14 protein-coding genes are annotated in these 17,577 nt (G+C 71.7%); 9 read left to right on the top strand and 5 right to left on the bottom strand.

Translation table 11 applies throughout. The features are described 5' to 3' along the window. Nucleotides 1–39 precede the first annotated feature (39 nt). Nucleotides 40–2,067 carry a M61 family metallopeptidase gene (locus tag POL25_RS11695; RefSeq protein WP_272086046.1) on the bottom strand — a complete coding sequence of 676 codons (2,028 nt, stop codon included), beginning with the start codon at nt 2,065–2,067 and terminating at the stop codon, nt 40–42. Nucleotides 2,068–2,160: 93 nt separating this feature from the next. Between POL25_RS11695 and POL25_RS11700 the strand changes: the two genes are divergently transcribed. Then, a complete protein-coding gene (locus POL25_RS11700; protein ID WP_272086047.1) occupies nt 2,161–4,656 on the top strand; it encodes a hypothetical protein in 2,496 nt (831 codons plus the stop codon). Nucleotides 4,657–4,674: 18 nt separating this feature from the next. Here the strand turns inward: POL25_RS11700 and POL25_RS11705 are convergent, their stop codons facing one another. Then, nucleotides 4,675–5,532: an alpha/beta fold hydrolase gene (locus POL25_RS11705; RefSeq protein ID WP_272086048.1), complete on the bottom strand. Its 858-nt coding sequence runs from the start codon at nt 5,530–5,532 to the stop codon at nt 4,675–4,677. Nucleotides 5,533–6,199: 667 nt separating this feature from the next. Between POL25_RS11705 and POL25_RS11710 the strand changes: the two genes are divergently transcribed. The 4 genes from POL25_RS11710 (at nt 6,200) to POL25_RS11725 (ending at nt 11,563) form a co-directional block, all read left to right on the top strand. Continuing rightward, complete coding sequence (locus POL25_RS11710; protein WP_272086049.1) at nt 6,200–7,123, top strand: hypothetical protein; 924 nt, start codon at nt 6,200–6,202, stop codon at nt 7,121–7,123. A gap of 41 nt (nt 7,124–7,164) precedes the next feature. Beyond that, the gene (gene xseA, locus POL25_RS11715; protein ID WP_272086050.1) at nt 7,165–8,514 is read left to right on the top strand and encodes an exodeoxyribonuclease VII large subunit; all 1,350 of its coding nucleotides are present in this window, start codon (nt 7,165–7,167) and stop codon (nt 8,512–8,514) included. A 208-nt stretch (nt 8,515–8,722) separates the two neighbouring features. Next, entirely contained in the window at nt 8,723–10,339 is a 1,617-nt protein-coding gene (locus POL25_RS11720) for a SulP family inorganic anion transporter (protein ID WP_272086051.1), read from the top strand. A gap of 465 nt (nt 10,340–10,804) precedes the next feature. After that, the gene (locus tag POL25_RS11725) at nt 10,805–11,563 is read left to right on the top strand and encodes a penicillin-insensitive murein endopeptidase (protein ID WP_272086052.1); all 759 of its coding nucleotides are present in this window, start codon (nt 10,805–10,807) and stop codon (nt 11,561–11,563) included. Between the two features lie 43 nt (nt 11,564–11,606). Here the strand turns inward: POL25_RS11725 and POL25_RS11730 are convergent, their stop codons facing one another. Then, nucleotides 11,607–12,860, bottom strand: a complete 1,254-nt coding sequence (locus POL25_RS11730; RefSeq protein WP_272086053.1) for an ATP-binding protein — start codon at nt 12,858–12,860, stop codon at nt 11,607–11,609. 131 nt (nt 12,861–12,991) lie between these two features. Here POL25_RS11730 and POL25_RS11735 point away from each other — a divergent pair, with 131 nt between their 5' ends. The 4 genes from POL25_RS11735 to POL25_RS11750 all read left to right on the top strand — a co-directional run bounded on the left by POL25_RS11735 (nt 12,992) and on the right by POL25_RS11750 (nt 16,497). Further along, nucleotides 12,992–13,771 (top strand): SDR family NAD(P)-dependent oxidoreductase, encoded by a 780-nt coding sequence (locus POL25_RS11735; protein ID WP_272086054.1) that lies wholly within the window; start codon nt 12,992–12,994, stop codon nt 13,769–13,771. A gap of 22 nt (nt 13,772–13,793) precedes the next feature. Continuing rightward, nucleotides 13,794–14,588, top strand: coding sequence for a crotonase/enoyl-CoA hydratase family protein (locus tag POL25_RS11740; protein ID WP_272086055.1), 795 nt, complete (start codon nt 13,794–13,796; stop codon nt 14,586–14,588). A gap of 281 nt (nt 14,589–14,869) precedes the next feature. Then, on the top strand, nt 14,870–15,406 hold the full coding sequence (locus POL25_RS11745; protein WP_272086056.1) for a Csp1 family four helix bundle copper storage protein: 537 nt from the start codon (nt 14,870–14,872) through the stop codon (nt 15,404–15,406). Nucleotides 15,407–15,438: 32 nt separating this feature from the next. Next, entirely contained in the window at nt 15,439–16,497 is a 1,059-nt protein-coding gene (locus POL25_RS11750; RefSeq protein WP_272086057.1) for a CE1 family esterase, read from the top strand. On the opposite strand, the gene POL25_RS11755 is transcribed toward POL25_RS11750, so the two are convergent. After that, on the bottom strand, nt 16,498–16,992 hold the full coding sequence (locus tag POL25_RS11755; RefSeq protein WP_272086058.1) for an endonuclease V: 495 nt from the start codon (nt 16,990–16,992) through the stop codon (nt 16,498–16,500). A 173-nt stretch (nt 16,993–17,165) separates the two neighbouring features. Further along, the gene (locus POL25_RS11760) at nt 17,166–17,543 is read right to left on the bottom strand and encodes a hypothetical protein (RefSeq protein WP_272086059.1); all 378 of its coding nucleotides are present in this window, start codon (nt 17,541–17,543) and stop codon (nt 17,166–17,168) included. Between the last annotated feature and the right edge of the window lie 34 nt (nt 17,544–17,577).

Consider the following 17,577-nt stretch of genomic DNA (forward strand, 5'->3'; position numbering starts at 1 on the left):
CCGGCGCGCAACCGGCGAGCTCGCCGCGAGCCCCTGGCGTCACTTCGCGGGCACCTTGGCCGGCTTCTTCGCCGCCGGCTTCTTGCCCTTCTTCTTGCCGCCCGCCGGCACCACCACCACCGAGCCGTCTTCGGGCTCGGCGCCGAGAGTCGGATCCTGGTTGAACAGCTTGAGGGCCGCGTCGCGCAGGGTGGTGTTGCCGCCGGACGCGGCGGGCGCGGTGTAGCCGAGCCAGGCCTGGCGCAGGACCATCTGTTCGTAGGTCGCGCCGGGGTCGAGGGCGATCTTGTAGGTCGTGGGCCCGCCGCTGGCGGCCACCGCGGTGCGCTCGATCATCCGCGCCCCGCGCTGGAGCGTCAGCTGGTGGCGCGAGTTGCCGGCCATCGCCTTGATCTGCCGCTTGGCCTCGGCCGCGCCGCCGACCTTGAGGCCGTCGATCGCCAGCAGCACGTCGCCGTTGGCCAGCCCGGCCTTGTCGCCGGCCCCGCCCTGGCGCACCAGCTCGATCGTCGCGCCCTTGTCGGCCTGCTCGGCGAACACCAGCTCGAGGTCCCCACCTGTCTCTCGGACCATGTCCAGCTTGTAGCCGGCCTGGCGCAGGTGCTTGCCGTACTCGATCTCGTCGAAGCCGTGCACGTACTTGCGGAACAGCTCGCTGACCTCGGCGCCCGCGGCCCCGCCGGCGGCGACGAAGGTGGCCTCGAGCTCGGTCGGCGAGATGCCGGCGCCGGTGTTCTTCCACCGGCCGTAGAGCTCGCGCATGACCGAGTCGAGGCTGCGCTGGCCGCCGGAGATCCGCCGGAGCTCGATGTCGAGGGCGAGGGCGATCAGCATGCCCTTGTTGTAGTAATCGACGTAGCTGTTGCCGCCGTCTTCGGGCCGCAGCCACGCCTCCCACGAGGCCTGCTCGACCGTCATCTGCTTGCGCCCCGGCGACTCCTGCAGGCGCCGGATCTGCTCGCCGAGCGCCTCCATCGACTCGGACTCGCTCGCCAGCCCGGCGCGGGCCAGGATCACCCACGCGTAGTAGCTGGTGAAGCCCTCGGAGAACCACAGCATGCTGGTGTGGACCTCGCGCTCGTAGGCGAACGGCCCGAGCACGCCGGGGCGGATGCGCTTGACGTTCCACGCGTGGAAGAACTCGTGGGCGGCCGTGCTGAGGAACTTGCGGTAGGCCGCCGGGTCGCCGAAGATCCACGGCTCGAGCCCGATCACGGTGCTGTTGCGGTGCTCGAGCCCGGCGCGACCGCCCGGGCGGAGGTGCAGGATGTACGTGTAGTCGGTGAACGGCACGCCCTCGTCGCCGCCGAAGATCGCGTAGGTCGCGTCGGCGATCTTCGTCAGGTCGGCGGCCAGCTTCTTGTCGCTGTAGTTGCCGATGCCCTGCAGGGCCACGTGGAACTGGACCTTGCCGGCCTTGAAGTTGATGGTGTCGACCTTGCCGACGTGGACCGGCGCGTCGACCAGCATGTCGTAGTCGTTGGCCTTGAACGCCTTGCCGCTGCCGCCCGCGCGCGGCAGCGCACACACCACCTGCGCCCCCGGCAGGCCCTCGATGCGCAGCTCGATCGGGCGCTCCTTGTGGCCGACGGCGTAGGGGAACAGATACACGCCGTTGAAGAAGCCGAACTCGTCGTCGAGGAAGGCCCCGGCGATCCCGCTGTAGGCGCCGCGATAGACGCGGTAGCGCAGCTTGAACGGCTGACCCCCGTGGGTCACGCGCCAGGTGATCTCGTCGACCTTGACGACCGGGATCGGCTTGCCGCCGGCGGTCTCGGCGACCATGCCGCGGATGTTGCGGTGGGCCTCGGTGACGCGGTAGGCGCCCGGGTTCCAGCGCGGCAGCTGCAGGTCGGTGACCTCGCCCGGCAGGTCGGAGAAGCTCAGCTCGACCTGGAATTCGTGGCGATGCGGGTCGTCCATCGCGACCTTGTAGACGAACGCATCGAGCTTCTTGGCCGCCGCCTCGGCGCCCGGAGCCGCCGACGTGGTCGCCGGGTCGACCAGCAAGAGACCGAGCGCCAGCGCCGCGGCGAACCGGCGCTTCGAGAGCAAGCGAGACAGCATGGCCGGAGGATACTCGAACTGCCCCCCGGGGCGCCCGTGGCGGGGCGCCTGCGGCCCGCGGAGCCGCGGAGAAAACGAGTACACTCCGGCGCCTTGTCCCTCGCACCGCCAGCGCGCCCGCCCGCGCGACCCGCCGCCGGCCCCGGTCCGTGGCCGCTCGGGCTGGCCGCCGCCGCGGTCGCGGGCCTGGTGCTGATCCCCGGCCACGGCGCGCACGGCCTGTGGTCGCAGGGCGAGATCGGGGCGCTGCAGCGCGCCCAGGCGGCCCTCGGCGCCGCGCTCTCGGGCCTGGAGCGCAGCCCGTGGCTGCCCGACGCCCTGCGGACGCAGGCGCTCGCGCTCGTCGGCGACCCGGCGGCGATCCGCCTGCCCGGCGCGCTCGCCACCTGTGCCCTCGTGGCGCTGGCCGCCGGCCTGGCTCGCGCGCTCGGCCTGTCGGCGACGATCTCCGCGCTGGCCGGCATGTTCGCCCTGGCCTTCCCGCTGTCGCTCACTCAGGGCCGCCTGGCCCTCGGCGATCCGATCGGCGAGCTGGCCGGGACCGTCGCCGCGCTGCTGCTCGCCGCCGCCCTGGCCAGCCCGCGCCTCGCCCGCGGCCTGGGCCTCGCCGCAGCCGGCAGCCTGGCCCTGGCCCTCGCCGCCACCGCCTCGGGCCTGTGGCTCGGCGTGGTCCTCCCGCTGGCCGCCGCCGCGCTGTGGGGACCTGTCCCCGCGAGCATGTCCTCAGGAACATCTCTAAAAAGGCATGTTCCAGGGGACATGTCCGATGGATTATGCTCTGAAGCACATGCCCATTCAGACATGTCCGCCCGGACATCTCCGGATGACGTCACCGCGAACCTGACCGCCGCGCCGTCCGGCCTCGGCACCGCGAGCCTGGCCGCCGCGCCGTCAGCTTCGTCCGGCCTCGGCGACGCTCCCGCGAGCCTGGCTGTCGGACCGGCGGACGTCTCGTCCCGCCGCGGCCCGGCCCCCGCCTCACCTGTCTCTTCGGACCTGTCCTCGCGGCCATCTCGATTGCAGACCCCGCTGCGGCTGGTGCTGGTCGCCGGCGCCGTCGCGGCCGCCGGCGTGGCCGGCTGGCTCGCCTACAATCAGGGCGACGGCTACATCCCCGCGCTCGGGGCCGCCAAGGACATGGTCCTGCGCGAGCGGCCGCACGTGCGGGGCTTCCACGCCGCGCTCGAGGACTGCGGCTACCAGCTGTTCCCGTGGCTGCCGCTGGTGCTGCTCGGGCTGCTGCAGCCGGGGCGGGCCCGCTGGCCCGCGCTGTGGTTCGCCGTCGGCCTGGCGCTGGCCAGCGCCTCGTCGCTGCTGTACGGCGCGCGCGCGGTGCCGCTGACGGTGCCCGCCGCCGTGCTCGCCGCCGCCGCCTTCGCCCGCCTCGTCTCCCCGCGCACGCCCGCGGCCGCGCGTCGGCTGGCCCTCGTGCTCGCCCTCGCCGGCTGCTGGATCTTCGCCAAGGACGCCCGCCGCACCCCCAGCCGGATCGGCGCCGCCCTGGCGCCCACGCGCGGCGAGCACAACTACCCCGCCGCCGACCTCGGCGCCGCCGACCTGCTGTCCGGCCTCGCCGGCGGGGCCGCCGTCGCGCTTGTCCTTTCGGCCATGTTCTCCGCGCCAGGTCCCGGAGGACAGGGCTCTTCGCGCATGTCGAGAAAGCTCTACGCGCTGCGGACCCGCCTGCCCGGCTGGCTGCCGGCCGCGATCATGGTCGCCTGCCTCGGCCGGCAGGCGTGGAGCTACGGCCGCGACCTGCTGCCGCGGACCAGCGAGCAGTTCTCGCTGCTGCGCCCGCTGACGCGCTGGGCCGCGTGGACCGAGGCTGGCGCGCTGCCGCCGACCCTCGGCGTCCACCGCGTGTCCGACCCCGGCCTCGAGCTCTACGGCCCGGCCCCGGACCTGCGGGTCCCGCTGGCCACCCGCGAGGCGCTGGCCAACGTGCTGCGCCAGCCGGCCCCGGCGGCCGCGCTGATCCGCACCAGCGAGCTGGCGGCGCTGCACCAGACCGCCCGCGCCGGCGGCTTCTCGTTGCACGTGCTCGACGCCAGCAACCGCGACGTCCTCCTGATCGCCAACACCCTGCCGCCGGGCGCGGACGACATGAACCCGATCCGCCGGGTCCTGTTCGACGAGCCGCCGGCGCTGGCCCACCCGACGCTGCTGCGCTTCGACGACTTCGTCGAGGTGATCGCGTGGGAGTGGGACGAGCCGGTGGTGCGCGGCCGCGAGGTCGAGCTGCGCGTGGTCCTGCGCCCGCTCAAGGCCATGCCGAGCGGCAGCAAGATCACCGTGCGGCTGCAGCAGGGCCGGCTGTCGCGCGTCAACCCGATGCCGCACGACCTGGTCGAGAACATCTACCCCCCGCAGTACTGGCGCCCCGGCGACTACCTGCTGCACCGCTTCCGCGTCCACGTGCCGACGCTCGAGATCGTGCCCGGCCCGCACGAGGTGGTGATCGGCATGCGCCGGACCGAGTCCAGCAACTACAAGATCACCGTCCCCGAGGGCGAGACCGGCGAGCACGGCGTGCGCGTGTTCGCCGGCCCGCACGAGTTCGCCGTCGTCGGCGAGCTGCAGGTCTGGTAGACCTGTCCTTCGGGACATCTACGTCGATACCACCCGCGAGGTCGTGCGCACGAACGTGGCGATGTGCTGCGCGCTGGCCTCGGGGTGCTGGTGGTGCGGGCCGTGGCCGGCCGACGGGTACGTCAGCAGCTGCACCGTCGGCAGCGTCTGGTTCAGCGCGTACCAATTCTCGACGGGAAAGACGATGTCGTGGTCGCCGGCGATGTGGAGGATCGGCAGCGTCGTCGCTCGCAGCGCCGCCAGCACCGGCAGCGCCGGGAAGATCGGCGCGGACGGGTCGCCGGACAGGTTGGCGCGGGCGAACTCGGCCGGCACCGGCGGGCTGCGGTCCGTCGTGCGCGCGGCGATGCGGTCGGCCGAGCGCCGGGCCGCCGCGCGGCTCTCGGGCGAGCGCGGCTCGAAGAACAGGATCACCTCGTCCTCGAAATCGTTGACCTCGCGCCCCGCCGTGGCGAAAAACAGCGCCTCCGCCGGCTTGACGTTCGGCCCCGGCGGCGTGGTCCCCAGCAGCACCGCGTGGCTCAGGTGCGTCGGGTGCAGGGCCACGAGCACCTGGGCGACCAGGCCGCCGAGCGACCAGCCGCCGATCACCACCTCGCGCAGCCCCAGCGCCTCGATGAGGTCGCGCGGGTCGTTCACCATCACGAACGGATCGTAGCTCGCGGTCCCGGTCGACAGCCCGAGGCCGCTGTAGTCGAACGTGATCACGCGGAAGCCAGCTGCCACCAGCGCGTCGAGGAAGGCCGGGTCCCAGCAATCCAGGTTGCCGCGGAAGCGGGTGCAGAGGACGATCGGCTGGCCGTCGCCGATCGCTCGATACGCCAGACGGCGGCCGTGGATGTCGATGAACTGATTCGCTGCGTCGATGGCGGACATGCTGCCGGTGTAGCCCCGGCGACGGCGCGGCAAAACCCGACCAAGGTCGGATGCGGCGTCCGGGCGACAAGCGCGAGAACTCGCGGTCCTGTGAATCGCGGGCGCGATCGATACGACGAGCGTGTTGCGACGAAGCCGCGGTGCCATCAATGCTGCGTCGTTCCAGGCACCGCCGAATCGAATCACCACAGTCGCAGCGACGATTCGCCCCGGGCCTGACGCCGTGACGCCTGGCGCTGCGATCGCTCGAGGAGGGCGGGGTCGGGTCCGCTGTCCGGCCTCGCCCGACCCCCCGACTGCGCGATCTCCTCACCCGGCGCCGCGCCGGACCGGCGTTCCGGCGCCCGGCGGCCGCGGCCTGCGGAGATCGCGCGATGCCACCAGCGGCCGGCCCGGGCAGAAACGTGACAGCCGAGACGGATCGCGCGGCTGGCGGCCACCGCCTCGCCCAAACTGTCCGAAAAGACATGCTGTCTCCGCTTCGAAGTCACGACCATCGCAATGCATGTTTCTTCGGACATGTCCTCGGAGACATCTATCTGCGCTGCGACTGGTGCCAATTGTGATGATTCGGCGGCCACCCGGGCAGTCACCGAGGAGGCTTCCTGAACACAACGCGGCGAACACGCAGCATTCGCGCGTTCTGCGTCGTGATAGCTTCCGGCCAATGCGTAACCCTCGTTTCGCCTCTCCTGCCTTCTTCTTCTTGCTCGCGGCTGCTGGCTGCTCCGATCCGTCAGCGCTCACCGACACGTTGGCCACCGACACTGGCACGACGACCGGTACCGGCACCGACACCACGACCGGCGTGTTGCCGACGACCACGGACAAGCCGACCTCGACCACCGACGAGACGACCTCGACTTCGACCACCGAGCCGGGCACCTCGACGACGCCGGACCCGATCACCAGCACCACCGTCGATCCGAGCACCACCACGACCACCACGGATACGACGGCGACCACCGATACCACCACCACGACGGACGCGACCACCGACACCACCACGGACGCGACCACCGACACCACCACGGACGCGACCACCGAGACGACGACGGACGCGACCACCGACACGTCCACGACCACGGACGCGACCACGGACGCGACCACCGAGACCGGCACCACCGAGACCACCACCGAGACCACCACCGAGACCGGCACCACCGAGACCACCACCACCACCGAGACCGGCACCACCGAGACCGGCACCACCGAGACCAGCACCACCGAGACCGGCACCACCGGTGAGCCCGCGTGCACCCCGGGCGAACCCCTGTGCGCCTGCATCGAGAACGAGTGCAACAACGGCGCCCCGTGCGTCCTCGGCGAGTGCCCCCAGGCCTCCGACCTGTGTCCGTGGGAGTTCGACGGCGAGTGCGACGAGGGCACCTTCTGCGACGAGGGCACCGACCCGTTCGACTGCTGCGCCTCCCCGGAGAACGGCGTGTGCGAGGAGCACACCGCCCCCGGCGGCACCTGCTCCAAGGGCACCGACTTCTGGGACTGCGGCTACTGCCCGTGGGTCGACGACGGCGAGTGCGACGACGGCATCTACTGCCCCGAGGGCTCGGACGTGAACGACTGCGCGTGACGCCGCCCGCGCGGACGGGGCTCTGCTAGCCTCGTCCGCGCATGGCCCCCGTCGCCCCGCAGGTGTTCGCCGTCAGCGAGCTGGTCAATCGCGCCCACCGCAGCATCGAGCAGCAGTTCCCGCCGCTGTGGGTCGAGGGCGAGATCACCAACCTGCGGCTCGTCAACAGCGGCCACGCCTACTTCACCCTGCGCGACAGCCACGCCGTCCTGCCGGTGGCGATGTGGCGCAGCGCCCTCTCGCGCCTGCGCCACCGCCTCGCTGACGGCCAGCTGTTCCGCGTCTACGGCCGCCTCGGCATCTACGCCCAGCAGGGCAAGTTCCAGCTGTACGCCGAGCGGGCCGAGCCGGCCGGCCTCGGCGCGCGCATGCAGCAGCTCGAGCAGCTCAAGGCCAAGCTGGCCGCCGAGGGCCTGTTCGCGCGCGAGCGCAAGCGACCGATCCCCGCCTGGCCGCGCACCGTCGGCGTCGTCACCTCTGCCAGCGGCGCCGCGATCCACGACATCCTCAAGGTCGCCCGCAGCCGCTGCCCGGTGCGCATCCTCCTGTCGCCCGCGCAGGTCCAGGGCGACGACGCCGCCTTCAGCATGGTGCGCGCGCTGCAGCGGCTGCAGCGGCGGCCGGGCGTCGACGTGATCATCCTCGGCCGCGGCGGCGGGGCCCAGGAGGACCTGTGGGCCTTCAACGACGAGGGCCTCGCGCGGGCTGTCGCCGCCTGTCCGGTGCCCGTCGTGTCCGCCGTCGGTCACGAGGTCGACATCACGATCTGCGACTTCGTCGCCGACCTCCGCGCCGCCACCCCCTCGCACGCCGCCGAGCTGGTGGTGCCCGACCGCGACGGCTACCTCGCGCGCCTCCACCACGTCGAGCGCCGGCTCGTCCTCGCCACCAAGCGGCGCGTCCTCGACGAGCGCGCCCGCCTCGAGCTGATCGATCGCCGCCTCGCCGCCATCGGCCATCGCCTCGTGCTCGCGCCGCGGCGCCGCCTCGACGCCTTGCTCGCGCGCCTCGGCAACCAGCACCCGCGCGCTCGCCTGGCCCGCGACCGTCGCCTGCTCGTCGCCTTGCAGGCGCGCCTGATGGCCCAGCACCCGCGCCACCGGCTCGACCGCGCCCGCCGGCGCCTGCTCGCCGCCGAGCTCGCCCTGCGTGAGCGCGCCCGGGTGCTCGCCCAGCCCGCGCGCCTGCGCCTCGCTCGCGCTGCCGCGGCCCTGAACGCCCTCAGCCCGCTCGCCGTGCTGCAGCGCGGCTTCGCCGTCGTCTCCGCCGAAGCGGGCGTCGTCACCGACGTCGCTCAGGTCGCGGCCGGTGACGCCGTGCGCGTGGAGCTCGCGCGCGGGGCCTTCTCGGCGCAGGTCACCGCTGTCGAGCCGGTGAAACTACCTTCATGATGAAGCGCGGTTCATCGCCGTTTGCCAGCTGGGGCCTCCGAGCCGCGAGTTGGCCGCTGTCGCCCCGCGCGGGCGGATGAATCCTGTCTCGGCTCTCTTGAACCGCGCTTCTCCCCTCGACTAGGCTGAGCCTCGTTCCCGCCGGCCGGCGCGCCCCGCCGCCTGTCTCGAGGGACATGGCTCCAAGGACAGCATTCGAGGCTTCGCAATGAGCAACCGCAACGTCCCCGCCGACGGGCTCGCCGGCCTGCGTCAGAACCTGCAGTCGGACCTGGTGGCCGGCTTCCTCGTCTTCTTGATCGCGCTCCCGTTGTCGCTGGGGATCTCGATGGCCAGCGGGTTCCCGCCGGTCGCCGGCATCTTCACCGCGATCATCGGCGGCCTGGTCGTCAGCCTGTTCATGGGCGCGCGGGTCACGATCAAGGGCCCGGCCGCGGGCCTCATCGTCATCGCGCTCGGCTGCATCGAGGAGCTGTCGCGCGGCGTCACCCCGGTGCTCGGCTACCAGTACGCGCTGGCGGTGATCGTCGCCGCCGGCGTGGTCCAGATCGTGTTCGGCCTGATCCGCGCCGGCGTCATGGCCGATTTCTTCCCGTCGGCGGCGGTCCACGGGATGCTGGCCGCGATCGGCATCATCATCGCCTCGAAGCAGATGCACGTCATGGTCGGCGTCGACCCGGCGGCCAAGACCCCGCTCGGCCAGATCGCCGAGCTGCCGCAGCGGATCCTCGACAACAACCCCGAGATCGCGCTGATCGGCCTGCTGAGCCTCACCATCCTCGTCCTCATGCCGCGCCTGCGGCACCCGATCGTGCGCAAGATCCCCGCGCCGCTGGTCGTCCTGCTGCTCAGCATCCCGCTCGGCATCTACTTCGACCTCGACCACGAGCACAACTACCGCTTCGCCGGCCACGAGTATCACCTCGCCCCGAGCATGTTGGTCAACCGGCTCGACAACCTGGTCGGGATGATCACCCTCCCCGACTTCTCCAACCTCGCCAACTGGACCTCGATCAAGTGGATCATCGCCTTCGCGCTGGTCGGCAGCATCGAGTCGGTGGCCAGCGCCAAGGCGGTCGACACCCTCGACCCGCACAAGCGCAAGTCGGACTTCAACCGCGACCTCCTGGCTGTCGGCGTCGGCAACACCGCGGCCGGCATGATCGGCGGTCTGCCGATGATCTCGGAGATCGTGCGTTCGTCGGCCAACATCAACAACGGCGCCAAGACCCGCTGGGCCAACTTCTTCCACGGCGCCTTCTTGCTCGGCTTCGTCGTGCTCGCGCCCGGGCTCATCCACATGATCCCCAAGGCCGCGCTGGCGGCGATGCTGGTGTTCACCGGGTTCCGCCTGGCGCACCCGCGCGAGTTCATCCACACCGCGCAGGTCGGCAAGGACCAGCTCCTGGTGTTCCTCGTCACCATCGCCGTCACCGTCGGCGAGGACCTGCTGCTCGGCATCTTCGCCGGCATCGCCACCAAGCTGCTGCTGCACATCATGCGCGGCGCCCCGGTGAGCGCGCTGTTCAAGCCCGACCTCGAGGTGCGCGACATCGACGGCGGCACCACTCGCATCACCGCGCGCAAGGCCGCGATCTTCAGCAACTACATCGGCCTCAAGCGCGCCATCGATCGCGTGCCCGCGCCGCGCAACGTGGTCGTCGACCTGCATGCCACGCGGCTCGTCGACCACACGGTGATGGAGCGTCTGCAGGAGCTCGCGCGCGACATGGAACACGAGGGACGTGAACTGACAGTCGTGGGTCTCGAAGGCCACAAGCCAGTGTCAGGAAATACGCTCGCTGCGCGAACCCGTGCCGCCTGAAATCCATTTCGCGGATCGGCGGGCGCGCCGTCCGCCGAAAACTTGATTTGCGTCTCGTCGAGGGGTTGCGCCCCCCGCTGATTCCTCCATAGACTGCCAACTCCCCGCAGCAGCCTCTGCGGGGAACTGCAGGGAGGAACATCGATGCGAGACGCGGCGAATGAGCACTCTCCACGACCCCTGGCCCAGCGCCTCGCGCTGTACGCCACCCTCGGCGCCGGCCTCGGTCTCGTCACCTGCGTGGCCGTACCGGCCAAAGAGAATGCGCCGTCGCCAATGCAATCGGTGCTGGCCGCGGGGGGGGCCGATCTCCCCGATACATCAATCCCACCGGCGCGCGCGCCGGCCGACCATATCCCACTCGCGATTCCGGTCTCGGCGGATTCCGCGGACTCCCCGAATGCACAATCGGGGTCGTCGCCCCCCGCGCTCGCGGATGCAGCGGCCGACGAGCCGCTGCACGAGGTGTTCTGGACCGCGCACGAGAAACTGTCGCTCGACGCGCTCGCCATCGCCTGGGGCGTCAAAGCCGCGCAGCTCAGCGAGCTCAACCCCGAGCTCGACCGCGGCGCGCCGGTCACCGAGGGCACCAAGCTCCTGGTCTACCGCCACGACCCCGAGCACCCGCCGCAGTCGATCGGCTCGCCCAACCGCGGCAAGCTGCGCAACGGCATGCCCCTGCCCGAAGGGCCAGGTTGGCGCCTGCGCACCCACCGGCCGCGCACCTACGGCACCGTCAACACCATCCGCGCGCTGGTCGACGCCTTCGAGGACTTCGGCGAGCGCTTCCCCGACGGCCCGAAGATCCGCGTCGGCGAGCTGGCCCGCCGCAGCGGCGGCCGCGTGCCCCCGCACCGCTCGCACCGCTCCGGCCGCGACATCGACATCGGCTACATCTTCCACGGCATCGACGACGGCGAGCACCGCTGGAAGTACATGAACGTCCGCAACTTCGACGCCGAGAAGAACTGGGCCCTGGTCCAGGAGCTGCTCGACACCGACCAGGTGCAGACGATCTACATCGCCAAGAAGCTGCAGAAGCTGCTGCACAAGGAGGCCCAGAAGCACCTCCCGCCCGAGCAGCTGGCCGCGCTGTTCGAGTACCCGAAGACCTCCGAGAGCCCGCACGCCAAGATCCAGCACTGGCGCGGCCACTCCAACCACATGCACGTCCGCTTCCAGTGCGAGTCCGGCAACCGCCGCTGCAGCGCCCGCAGCAAGTGAGGCGCGGCACCGGTCCTCGAGGACATGTCGTAATCGACATGTCCTAACGAGCCGCTCGCTTGCCGCCCCGCGCCCGCCCGCCCGTCCGGGCGGGCTTGTCGTCGATGCCGGCCTGCCGCCGCAGGAACCCGCCGAACAGCGGCACGGCGAACGAGTAGGCGCCGCGGCGATTCTTGTAGACCAGGCCGATCTCGCACAGCGCCGCCAGCATCTGCGTCAGGCCGCTGCTGCTGAACGGCTTGCCCGGGCCGGCGCGTGAGCTCTCGACCAGCTCCGCGGGCGTGAACTCCTCGACCTCCGCGCGCTCGAGCCGGGCCGCCAGCAGCAGCAGCTCGCGCTGGCGGTCAGTCGCCCGCGACCAGCGGGCGGCGAAGAAGTCGTGGTCGAGCTTACGGATGATGTCGCGGGCCGGGACGACGAAGCGCCGGCCGCCCTGCTCCTGCGCGATCATGGCGAACGCCTCGTGGCAGATGAACTGGATGAAGTACGGGTAGCCACGCGACGCCTCCACGATCGCCGCGACCGCGGCGGCGTCGAAGCGAAGGGGCGAGCGTGTCACCTCGGGGGGCCGCACGATCGCCTCGCGGCTGCTCGCCTCGTCGAGCCGCTCGATCTGCAGCACCCGGAACATCCGCTCTGCGTACGTCCGCGAGTCGACCAGCCGCGAGAACAACATCGGCAGCCCGGACAGAACGAGCATGAAACGGACCTCGCGGCGCTGGATCGACTGGAACACGTCCAGCAGCAGCGCCAGCGGGTACTCCTTCGCGGATGCGTGATCGGAGAGGTTCTGCGCCTCGTCGTAAGCGAACACGATCCCACGCGGCTCGACCACCTCGGCCGCGAGCGTGAGCACCTGCTTGAGCTTGTCGCTCGGCAGCCCCGGCGCACCTTCGTAGACCCGGGTCAGCAGCTCGTAGTCCAGCGTCTGCTCCCGCCGCGAGCTGGTCGAGCCAAACCCGATCCTGGACAGGCTCTGCCGGCTCGACACCACGAAGCGGCTGGTCGCCAGGGCCAGGTCGGTGATGAGCCGGGCCGCGATCCGCTCTTCTGACAGGCTGTTCGCCTCGGACAGGTCGGTACCGACCCACAGCCATCCGGCGTCGACGGCGATCTCGCGGAACCGCTCGAGCAGGACGGTCTTGCCGACCCCGCGCATGCCGGTGACCACCGCATTGCTGAGGATGACCTCCTGGCCCAGCAGCTTGCGAAACTCGGTTTGCTCCGGCTCCCGGCCCGCGACATGCAACGGCATGTGCCCGGCACCCGGCCGGTAGGGGTTGGCGATCCAATTCATGTCCTCAACCATAGGTGACTAAATTTAGCTCGCCAACTAAATTTAGCTCCTCGCCGAACAACCCTGTACGTCCGACCTCACGCCCTCGCGGCTTGCCCGCGCGGCCCGGCGTTTGCGACGCTGCGGGCGTCATGTTCGGCAAGCCCATCATCGATCTCAGCGACAAGGTAGCGATCGTCACCGGCTCGAGCCGCGGGATCGGGCGGGCGATCGCCGAGCACCTGGCGCGGGCCGGCGCGCGCGTCGTCATCTCGAGCCGCAAGCCGACCCCGTGCGACGAGGTCGCCGAGGCGATCCGCGGCGCCGGCGGGCAGGCGATCGCGGCCGCGTGCAACATCTCCGAGCGCGGCCAGGTCGACGCCCTCGTCGACCGCGCCCTCGCCGAGTGGGGCAAGGTCGACATCCTCGTCTGCAACGCCGCCACCAACCCGTACTTCGGCTCGCTCGACGGCCTCGGCGACGAGGTCTTCCACAAGATCATGCACAACAACGTGCTCTCGAACCTGTGGCTGGCCAAGCGCGTGGCCCCCGGGATGATCGAGCGGCGCGACGGCGCGATCCTCATGATCTCGAGCATCGGCGGCCTGCGCGGCGACCCGCTGATCGGCGCCTACAACATGTCCAAGGCCGCCGACATGCAGCTCGTGCGCAGCCTCGCCGTCGAGTACGGCCCGCACAACGTCCGCGTCAACGCCATCGCCCCCGGCCTGGTCAAGACCGACTTCGCCCGCGCCCTGTGGCAGAACCCCGACCTCAAGCAGCTCGTCGAGCGCCGCACCCCGCTCGGGCGCATCGGCGACCCCGACGACATCGCCCCGGTCGCCGCCCTCCTGTGCTCCCCCGCCGGCTCGTTCATCACCGGCCAGGTGCTCGTCGCCGACGGCGGCGTCACCATCGCCGCCGCCTGGTGATTTATTTCTCTATCCTCGCCGCATGTCCGTCCGTATCGAGCGCAGCGGCCCCGTCACCACCGTCATCCTCGCCCGGCCCGAGCGGCGCAACGCGGTCGACGGGCCGACCGCCGCCGCGCTCGAGCGGGCCTTCCGTGAGTTCGACGCCGACCCCGACGCCCGCGTCGCCGTGCTGTGGGGCGAGGGCGGGCATTTCTGCGGCGGCGCCGACCTCAAGGCCCTGGCCAGCGGCGACGCCAGCAACCAGCTCCACCTCGACGCCCCGGCCGACGCGCTCGGCCGGCCGGCGCCGATGGGTCCCACGCGGCTGCTGCTGCGCAAGCCGGTGATCGCCGCCGTCAGCGGCTACGCGGTCGCGGGCGGCCTCGAGCTGGCGCTGTGGTGCGACCTGCGGGTCGCCGACGAGGACGCCGTGTTCGGCGTGTTCTGCCGCCGCTTCGGCGTGCCGCTGATCGACGGCGGCACCGTGCGTCTGCCCCGGCTCGTCGGCATGGGCCGCGCGCTCGACCTCATCCTCACCGGTCGCCCGGTCGCCGCCGCCGAGGCCCTGGCCATCGGCCTCGTCAATCGCCTCGTCCCGCCCGGCCAGGCCCGCGCCGCCGCCGAGGCCCTGGCCGCCGAGATCGCCGCCTTCCCGCAGGCGTGCCTGCAGGCCGACCGCCGCTCCGCACATGTCCAGTGGGACATGTCCCTCGAGCAAGCCCTGCTCGCCGAGGCCCACGGCGGCGCCGACGTGATCGCCCGCGAATCGATCGCCGGGGCCCAGCGCTTCGCCGCCGGCGAAGGCCGCCACGGCACGGGCTCGACGACAAAATAACCGGCCGAAGTCGCGACCGCAGCGCTCGCCTCCCGCAGGCTCCCGTCTCTGCGCCGGACCCGAAGATCATCGCCCACGATCGCGGCTCTTCGCCGGCGTGCTCCCTGCCTCCTGGCCCCGAGATCACGACCTCGCCGCCTGGCTCGCCTGACTCCGGCCTGCGCCTCGCGTCCTCCGACCTCGCTGCTGCCGAGCCCGCTCTGCTCACCGAACCGGGTTCTCCCGCCACGATGCCCGCGCCGTTGCCCGCGACGCGCGATCGCCCCTATAGTCGCGCCCGCATGCAACGCCGCGAATTCGTCCTCGGGTCCCCTGCCGTCCTCGCCACCACCGCCTGCAGCAGCGCGCCCGACGAGCTGCCGCCGCCCCCGGCCAAGACGCCCGGCAAGCCCACCGCCCCGCCGGCGGCCCCGACCGCCGCGCCCACCGCGGTCGCCGACCCGCACGCCGGCCACGGCGACCACGGCGACCACGCTGGCCATCACGCTGGCGACGACGCCACCCTCACCGTCGCCACCGACTGCCTCAAGACCGGCGAGGTCTGCGTCCAGCACTGCTTCGTCCTGCTCGGCCAGGGCGACACCAGCATGGCCGCCTGCGCCCGCTCGGCCCACGAGATGCTCGCTGTCACCCGCGCCCTGCTCGTGCTCGCGGCCGGCCCCTCCGAGCACCTGCCCGCCCAGGCCAAGGTCGCCCTCGCCGTCGGCGAGCGCTGCGAGGCCGAGTGCCGCAAGCACGAGGCCAAGCACCCCGCCTGTAAGGCCTGCGCCGAGGCCTGCAAGGCCGCCGTCACCCGCTACCGCACCCTCGCCGGTTGAGCCCGCGGCCGCGGCCGCGATACATTGCGAGCGTGGTTCACCGCGCCGTCGTCACGCTCGCCCTGGTCCTCGCCCTGTCCGCCTGCAGCGACGCCGGTGGTGGCTCCACCGGCAACCTGACCTCGGGGACAGGTACGAGCGGCACCACCGACGAGGCGACCACCACCACCGGCGGCACCACCTCGACCACCACCGACGCGCCGACCAGCGAGCCCGCCACCACCGGCGAGCCCGACCCCACCACCTCGACCACCACGACCTCGACCACCGGCGTGATCGAGTGTGACGGCGGCGGGCTCGGTCCTGGCGATCACACCTTGATGCTCGACCACGACGGCGCCGCGCGGACCGCCCTCGTCCACATCCCGCCCGGTTACGACCAACTCGCGCCGGTGCCCGTGGTCCTCAACTTCCACGGCTTCACCCAGGACAGCGACGGCCAGCTCGCGCTCTCGGCCATGAACCCCGTCGCCGACGCCCATGATTTCGTCGTCGTCTATCCCCAGGGCCTCGACTACTCGTGGAACGCCGGCGAGTGCTGCGGCCTGTCGGTCGTCAACGAAGTCGACGACATCGGCTTCGTCCGCGCCCTCGTCGCTCGCCTGCAGGACGAGCTGTGCGTCGACCCCCGGCGCGTCTACGCCACCGGCATGTCGAACGGCGGCTACCTCTCCCACCGGCTCGCCTGCGAGGCCACCGACCTGATCGCCGCCATCGCCCCCGTCTCTGCCACCATCGTCATCGACCCCTGCGAGCCTGCTCGCCCGATCCCCGTCATGATGTTCAACGGCACCACCGACATCCTCGTGCCTTATGGCGGCGGCCTCTATCAGAGCGCCCCGCAATCGTTCGCCGACTGGGCCGGCCACAATCACTGCAATGGCGCCCCCGCGGTCACCCAGCAGGCCGGCGGCGCCACCTGCGAGGCCTACGACGATTGCGACGACGACGTCACCGTCACCCTCTGCACCCTCGAGGGCATGGGCCACTGCTGGCCTGGCAACCCGGAGTGCCCGTTCGGCACGCCCAGCGTCGACCTCGACGCAAGCGCGCTCATCTGGGAGTTCTTCAGCGGCTACGCGCTGCCGTGATCAGCCGCGGCGGCACAGCTGATCGACCAGGCGCAGCAGCGTCGGCACGCGGTGCGGCCCGTGCATCGCCCTCACGTGCGCGGCGGCCTCGTCGTCGTCCATACCGATGGCCGTGACGAACAGGGGCCGGCGGCTGTCGCCGCGCAGCACCTCGCGGGCTGGCGCGCCGCGGAACGGATTCTTGGCCACCCCGACCACCGGCGTCGTCTCGCCGAGCGCGTGATAGAGGTGCGCCCCGAGGCCCGGCCGGTCGGGCCCGAGCCACACGTGGCCATCGACCACCACCACCGAGGGAGGCGCCGGGCAGCGGGCCAGCGCCGCCAGCAGGCACGGCAGCTCACGCGTATAAAACGCCCCGGGCGCGTACTCGGCCGCGGCCGGGCTCGTCACCGTATAGCTCTGAAGGACATGTTCTTCGGACCATGTCTCGAAGAGCACACAGGCAGTCACCGCCGCGTCCGGGCGGTAGTCGACGTCGAGCGCGGCGATCGCCACCCCTCGTCGATACCAGCTCGGGCCCGCGTGCGCGAGGGCCAAGCCGCAGCGTCTCAGGCGCGATCTTGCGCCACCCGTCGCCCGCCCGGTCCGCGCCGACGCTCCGGCGAGCGGTGCGACCCGCCCGGCTGGACGGCGAGCAGGGCGACCCCGGCGAGCGCGCTCGACTTTCATCAAACATGACCTCCGGGACATGTCCCGAAGCACCTGCTCGAGTGATTGTCGCCGACGCGCGGACAAGATACTTCCTTCGGGGTGACGACGACGTCGAAGCCACGCAGCCCCTCGAGCCGACCCTCCGCCGAGCGGCCCGTGAAGACCCCGGCCAAGGCCGCAAAGACCAAGTCGACCGCCGCGAAGAGCAAGCCGACCGCCGCCGCGAAACCGGCGAGCCGCGCTGCGACTACTGCCGCTGCGAAGCCCGCGAATCGCACTCCGACCACCGCGAAACCCGCGAGCCGCACCCCGACGAAACCCAAGCCGACCGCCGCGGCCAGGCCCGCGAGCCGCACCGCGACGGAGAAGCCCGCGAGCCGCAAGGCCGTCGCCACGCTGACCCCGCGAGCGCTGCGCTCGCCTGCCCAG

It is taken from the genome of Nannocystis bainbridge (assembly GCF_028368995.1).
Lineage (GTDB): Bacteria > Myxococcota_A > Polyangia > Nannocystales > Nannocystaceae > Nannocystis > Nannocystis bainbridge.